Origin of the sequence: Achromobacter sp. ESBL13, from assembly GCF_036668755.1 — a bacterium.
GTDB lineage: Bacteria > Pseudomonadota > Gammaproteobacteria > Burkholderiales > Burkholderiaceae_B > Achromobacter.
Map to the genome: position 1 here is coordinate 1,970,965 of NZ_JAZEVT010000001.1, position 6,400 is coordinate 1,977,364.

The 6,400-nt window shown below is 63.1% G+C and carries 3 protein-coding genes; 2 read left to right on the top strand and 1 reads right to left on the bottom strand.

Annotated features, from left to right (window positions below; genetic code table 11):
• Positions 1-49: 49 nt before the first annotated feature.
• Both acnB and V6F88_RS08800 read left to right on the top strand, forming a co-directional pair.
• Positions 50-2,641 (top strand): bifunctional aconitate hydratase 2/2-methylisocitrate dehydratase, encoded by a 2,592-nt coding sequence (gene acnB, locus V6F88_RS08795; RefSeq protein WP_332608897.1) that lies wholly within the window; start codon positions 50-52, stop codon positions 2,639-2,641.
• 323 nt (positions 2,642-2,964) lie between these two features.
• The gene (locus V6F88_RS08800; protein ID WP_332608898.1) at positions 2,965-3,564 is read left to right on the top strand and encodes a transglycosylase SLT domain-containing protein; all 600 of its coding nucleotides are present in this window, start codon (positions 2,965-2,967) and stop codon (positions 3,562-3,564) included.
• A 234-nt stretch (positions 3,565-3,798) separates the two neighbouring features.
• Here the strand turns inward: V6F88_RS08800 and V6F88_RS08805 are convergent, their stop codons facing one another.
• Complete coding sequence (locus tag V6F88_RS08805; RefSeq protein ID WP_332608899.1) at positions 3,799-6,021, bottom strand: TonB-dependent receptor; 2,223 nt, start codon at positions 6,019-6,021, stop codon at positions 3,799-3,801.
• Positions 6,022-6,400 lie beyond the last annotated feature (379 nt).

Below are 6,400 nucleotides of genomic sequence, written 5' to 3' on the forward strand. Positions count from 1 at the left end.
ATTCCGGCCGACAACCCTTCTTCCAACCCGACTTTTGAGCAGGCCTCACATGCTGGATAACTACCGCCAACACGTTGCCGAACGCGCGGCTCTGGGGATTCCCCCGCTGCCCCTGACGGCTAAACAAACCGCCGAACTGATCGAACTGCTGAAGAACCCGCCCGCTGGCGAAGAGCAGAATCTGGTCGAACTGTTGACCCACCGTGTGCCGGCCGGCGTGGACGATGCCGCCAAGGTGAAGGCGTCCTACCTGGCCGCCGTGGCGCTGGGCAAGGAAGCTTGTGCGCTGATCAGCCGTGCCAAGGCGACGCAACTGCTGGGCACGATGCTCGGCGGCTACAACATTGGCCCGCTGGTCGACCTGCTGGATGACGCGGAAATCGGCACCATCGCCGCCGATGCGCTGAAAAAGACCCTGTTGATGTTCGACGCCTTCCATGACGTGAAGGAAAAGGCCGACAAGGGCAACGCCAACGCCAAGTCCGTGATGCAAAGCTGGGCCGACGCCGAATGGTTCACCAGCCGTCCGGAACTGCCGGAAAGCCTGACCATCACCGTCTTCAAGGTGCCTGGCGAAACCAACACCGACGACCTGTCGCCGGCGCCCGACGCCACGACCCGCCCCGACATCCCGATGCACGCCCTGGCGATGCTGAAGAACAAGCGCGACGGCGCGGCCTTCGAACCGGAAGAAGACGGCAAGCGCGGCCCGGTCAAGTTCATTGAATCGCTGAAAGAAAAGGGCCACCTGGTCGCCTACGTGGGTGACGTGGTCGGCACGGGTTCGTCGCGCAAGTCGGCCACCAACTCGGTGCTGTGGTTCACGGGCGAAGACATCCCCTTCGTGCCGAACAAGCGCTTTGGCGGCGTGTGCCTGGGCAACAAGATTGCCCCGATCTTCTACAACACGATGGAAGACGCCGGCGCTTTGCCGATCGAACTGGACGTGTCCAAGATGGAAATGGGCGACGTCGTTGAGCTGCGCCCCTACGACGGCAAAGCCATCAAGAACGGCGAAGTCATCGCTGAATTCGAAGTGAAGTCCGACGTGCTGTTCGACGAAGTGCGCGCCGGTGGCCGCATTCCGCTGATCATCGGCCGTGGCCTGACCGCCAAGGCTCGCGAAGCACTGGGCCTGGCCCCGTCGACGCTGTTCCGCCTGCCCAATAACCCGGTAGACACCGGCAAGGGTTACACGCTGGCCCAGAAGATGGTGGGCCGTGCTTGCGGCCTGCCGGACGGCCAGGGCATCCGCCCGGGTACCTACTGCGAACCGAAGATGACTTCGGTCGGCAGCCAGGACACCACCGGCCCGATGACCCGCGACGAATTGAAAGACCTGGCTTGCCTGGGCTTCTCGGCCGACCTGGTGATGCAGTCGTTCTGCCACACCGCCGCCTACCCCAAGCCCGTGGACGTCAAGACGCACCACACGCTGCCGGAATTCATCAGCACCCGTGGCGGCGTGTCGCTGCGCCCGGGTGACGGCGTGATCCACTCGTGGCTGAACCGCATGCTGTTGCCCGACACCGTCGGCACCGGCGGCGATTCGCACACCCGCTTCCCGATCGGCATTTCGTTCCCGGCCGGTTCGGGCCTGGTCGCCTTTGCCGCCGCCACCGGCGTGATGCCGCTGGACATGCCGGAATCGGTGCTGGTTCGCTTCAAGGGCAAGCTGCAACCCGGCGTCACCCTGCGTGACCTGGTCAACGCCATCCCGCTGTACGCCATCAAGCAAGGCCTGCTGACGGTTGCCAAGCAAGGCAAGAAGAACATTTTCTCGGGCCGTATCCTGGAAATCGAAGGCCTGCCGGACCTTAAGGTCGAGCAAGCTTTTGAACTGTCGGACGCGTCCGCTGAACGTTCGGCTGCCGGCTGCTCGGTGTTCCTGAACAAGGAACCGATCATTGAATACATCAACAGCAACATCGTGATGTTGAAGTGGATGATCGCCAACGGCTACGAAGACGAACGCACGCTGGGCCGCCGCATCAAGGCCATGGAAGCCTGGCTGGCGGACCCCAAGCTGCTGGAGCCGGACGCCGACGCCGAATACGCCGCCGTGATCGAAATCGATCTGGCGGACGTGCACGAGCCCATCGTGGCCTGCCCGAACGACCCGGACGACGTCAAGACGCTGTCGGAAGTTGCCGGCGCCAAGATCGACGAAGTGTTCATCGGCAGCTGCATGACCAACATCGGCCACTTCCGCGCGGCGTCCAAGCTGCTGGAAGGCAAGCGCGACATCCCGGTCAAGCTGTGGGTTGCCCCGCCGACCAAGATGGACGCCACGCAGTTGACCGAAGAAGGCCACTACGGCGTCTTTGGCACCGCCGGCGCCCGCACGGAAATGCCGGGCTGCTCGCTGTGCATGGGTAACCAGGCACAAGTGCGCGAAGGCGCAACCGTGATGTCGACCAGCACCCGCAACTTCCCGAACCGCCTGGGCAAGAACACGAACGTGTACCTGGGTTCGGCCGAACTTGCCGCCATCTGCTCGAAGCTGGGCCGCATCCCGACCAAGGACGAGTACATGGCCGACATGGGCGTCATCAACAAGAGCGGCGACCAGATCTATCAGTACCTGAACTTCGACAAGATCGCCGACTACAAGGACGTGGCCGACGTGATCGAGGTGTAAGCCTTTCAGGTGTAAGCCTGATGCGTGTACGCGTTATGCGTGTACGCCCTATGCGATAGCTGGTCTCTGTGCCGGCTTTCCACGCAGACAACGGCCCCGGCGCAATCCGGGGCCGTTTGCAATCCGGCGCCGTTCGCTTCGGGCGGCGGCTTATCCGGCGTCCTTCCCCGCGACCAACCAGGCTTACCCACCCATTTCGGGGACGGAACTTTTCCGGCGATACGTTTTCATACAATCGCGGTATCTTGTGACACCCGTCAACACCCATCACACCCCGGGCGCGGCCATCGACCGCGCCCCCACCCCCAGGAGGAAGCCCGCCAATGACCCGGCTTTTGCTGCCGCCGCTGCTACTGCTGGCGCTTGCCGGTTGCGCCACGGCGCCGCCATCGAACCCCGAGAACATTTGCGCGATCTTCCGAGAAAAGCCGGACTGGCACGACGCCGCCCTGAAGGTGCAGAAGAAATGGGGCGCACCCGTGCCGGTGCCCATGGCGATGATGTACCAAGAGTCCTCCTTCAAGCAGGACGCCGTGCCGCCCCGCTACTACTTCCTTGGCATCATCCCCTGGGGCCGCGTCAGTTCCGCCTACGGCTACGCCCAGGCCAAGGATGAAACCTGGGCCGACTACAAACGCGAAGCCGGCGGCTGGGGCTCAAGCCGCGACGACTTCGCCGACGCGCTGGACTTCATGGGCTGGTACATGAGCAAGTCGCAACGGATAAACGGCATCTCGAAGTGGGACGCCTACGGCCAGTACCTGAACTATCACGAAGGCTGGACCGGCTACCGCAACCGCAGCTACGACCGCAAGGCATGGCTGAAGACGGTGTCGCAAAAGGTGCAGGCACGCGCGGAGAAATTCACGTCGCAATACAAAAGTTGCGAAGGCGACCTGACGCGTGGGGGGTGGTTGTGGTGAGCCGATAGCAACTGCCGCGCTTGCCTTGATCTCTATACAAAAATTTGTATAACCGCCACATGAAAGGCCCAGAACTCGTCACCTTTTGGGGTACGGCACTTGACGAACCGCGGGCCTGCAAGTGCATATGACGATTCGGGAAGCAGTGTGATCGGCTGCTGAGACTTCCGTCCAAAACAAAAATCCCGGCCTGGGCCGGGATTTTTTTCGCTTGCGTGACTTAGCCTGCGGCGATCAGAAGTCCATGCTGGCCGACAGCAGGAACGTGCGCGGGCCGCCAAGGACCAGGTAGCCGTTGCCGGGGTAGCCGCCGACCGACGACCAGTAGTTGCGATTGGCGATGTTCTCGACGCGGGCACGCAGCGTCACGACGTGGCCGTCGACGTCCGTCATGTAGCGCAGGCCGGCGTCAAAGCGGGTCCAGCCGGGGACTTTGAGGGTGTTGGCGTCGTTGGCATAGGACGAGCCGGTGTAGACCATGCGGCCGTCGACGGCCAGGCCTTGCACGCCCGGGATGTCCCATTCCACGCCCATGTTGGCCTGGAAGCGCGGCACGCCGATCACGCGATTGCCGTCCAGCGACGCGTTGCCGGTGGAGCGCTGTTCGGCATCCAGCCAGGTCAGGCCGCCCAGCACGCGCACGCTCTTGATCGGTTCGCCGTAGACGGTCAGTTCCACGCCTTGATGGCGGTCTTTGCCGGACGTGGTCAGCTCGTTGCTGGCGTTGTACATCGCGCGCGGCTTGTCGGTAGAGAACAAGGCCAGGCCGGCGCCAAGCCCCTCGCCTTCGTACTTCACGCCCACTTCTTTTTGCTTGGACACATACGGCTGAAGGCTCTGGCCAACGTTGGGCACGGGCTTGCCGTTGGCGTTGGCCGGCGCCGTCGGCCCGGCCACCAGGGCTTCGATGTAGTTGGCGTACAGCGACACGCTGGGCGCCACCTTGAAGACGATACCGGCAGCCGGCGAGTTGCGGCTGGCGTCATACGCGCCGTTTTCCTTGCCGGTGTTGTACGCGTAGTCGCGCTGCGACAAGCGTTGATGGCGGATGCCCAAGGTCAGCAGCACCTTGTCGTCCAGGAACGACATCGTGTCGCCCAGGGCGTAGCTGCTCATGCGCGTGCGTCCTTGCAAGGCGGGGTTATCGATATCGTTGCCTCGCAAAGCACCTGTGCTAAACGCCGGCTTGTCGTAGGAAATCGGATCGTAGATGTTCGTCGGATACGTGTTGGCGAAATCCATGATGTAGGCGTTCTTCTTCTTCAGATCGAAGAAGGAAGCCGACACCACCACTTCGTGGCCGACAGGGCCGGTGCGCAGCTTGGCACGCAGACCCAGTTCGCCGGTATTGACGCTGTCTTCACGCGTATTGTCAAAGCGGTAGAAGTTGCCCGCGCCCGTGCTGCCATTGGTCAACGTCACGTTGCCCAGCGAATTCGCCTCATCGCTGCGGCGGAAGCCGTATGCTGCCCAACCCGTCAGCTTGTCGCTGAAATCATGTTCCGCGCGCAGGGTGCCGAACACATCGCGTTCATTGGAATACGACCACGGCTGCGCATAGTTCGAGCTGGCGTCCGGTGCGTCGGGAACGGTGGTCACCGCCGAGCCCATCGTCACGTTCGGACGCGGCCGCTTCAGCTTGTTTTCCTGCCAGCCGATATCGCCCGACAAGCGGGTATCCGCCGACCGCCAGTCGATACCCAGGGACACCAGGCTGGTGCGCGAATGTTCGTCGTCGATCCCCGTGTCGCCACTGCGTTGCGCGGCATTCAGGCGGATGCCCGTGCTGTCGTCGGGACCGAAACGGCGCGCGATGTCGGTCGACAGCTGGAACTGGCCGCCGCTGCCCACGCCGGTGGTGACCCGCGTCAGCGGCTCGTTGGGTGCGCGCTTGGGCACCAGGTTGATCACGCCGCCGATGCCGCCGCCACCGGGCGTGGCACCCGTCAGGAAAGCCGTTGCACCGCGCAGCACTTCCACGCGTTCGAACAATTCGGTGGCGATGTACTGGCGCGGCAGCAGGCTGTACAAACCGTTGTACGCCACGTCGTCCGAACTCAGGATGAAGCCGCGAATGAAGTAGGACTCTTGGAAATTGCCGAAGCCGCGCGCCACGCGCACGCCGGAATCGTTCTGCAAGACATCGCCCACGCTGCGCGCCTGCTTGTCCTGGATCAGCTCGTTCGTGTAGCTGGTGATGCTGAACGGCGTGCTCATGTTGTCTTGCGTACCCAGGATGCCCACGCGGCCGCCCGTAGCCACCTGCCCGCCCGCAAAGGGCACGGCCAAACCGCCTGCCGAGGCGTCGGCGCTGGCTTCCACCTTGATGGCTTCCATCGACACGACGGAGCCACCGGCAGCGCCGGGTTGCGCGGGGACGGGGGTGGCGGTTTGAGCGTGGACGGCGCTGATGCACGGCAGCGTTGCGGCTACGCAGGCAAGTGTTCGAATTTTCATATCGGGGTCAGGGGACGGTAAGTACGCGTTGACGCGCGGAGAAACACACAATCCCGATGGAATGACGCGCGGAAAACGGCGTATCAGCTGGCACTACCGCAAAAGCCTGGCACCAGGCCCTGACCGAGCCCGTTCACCCAGGGGTCTTGAGGTCTTAAGGCGCAAATATTATCAAATCGATAATCATTCTCACTCGTCCCCGTTTTCGCTTTTGCGCGTCGTTGCGGTCGCGCAACACACAACCTTGATGGCTTCAGGGTCAACTGGTGACCGGCTTGGGGCGGGTGCGACGACGTGGGGAGGTCGGCACGGTCGTGGCTGAGGTGGGGACTGAGGTGGGGACTGAGGTGGGGACTGCGGTGGGGGCTGCGATGGGGGC

Coding starts and splice junctions, on each gene's coding strand:
- V6F88_RS08805 (WP_332608899.1), bottom strand. CDS start 6,021: ATGAAAATTCGAACACTTGCCTGCGTAGCCGCAACGCTGCCGTGCATC.
- V6F88_RS08800 (WP_332608898.1), top strand. CDS start 2,965: ATGACCCGGCTTTTGCTGCCGCCGCTGCTACTGCTGGCGCTTGCCGGT.
- acnB (WP_332608897.1), top strand. CDS start 50: ATGCTGGATAACTACCGCCAACACGTTGCCGAACGCGCGGCTCTGGGG.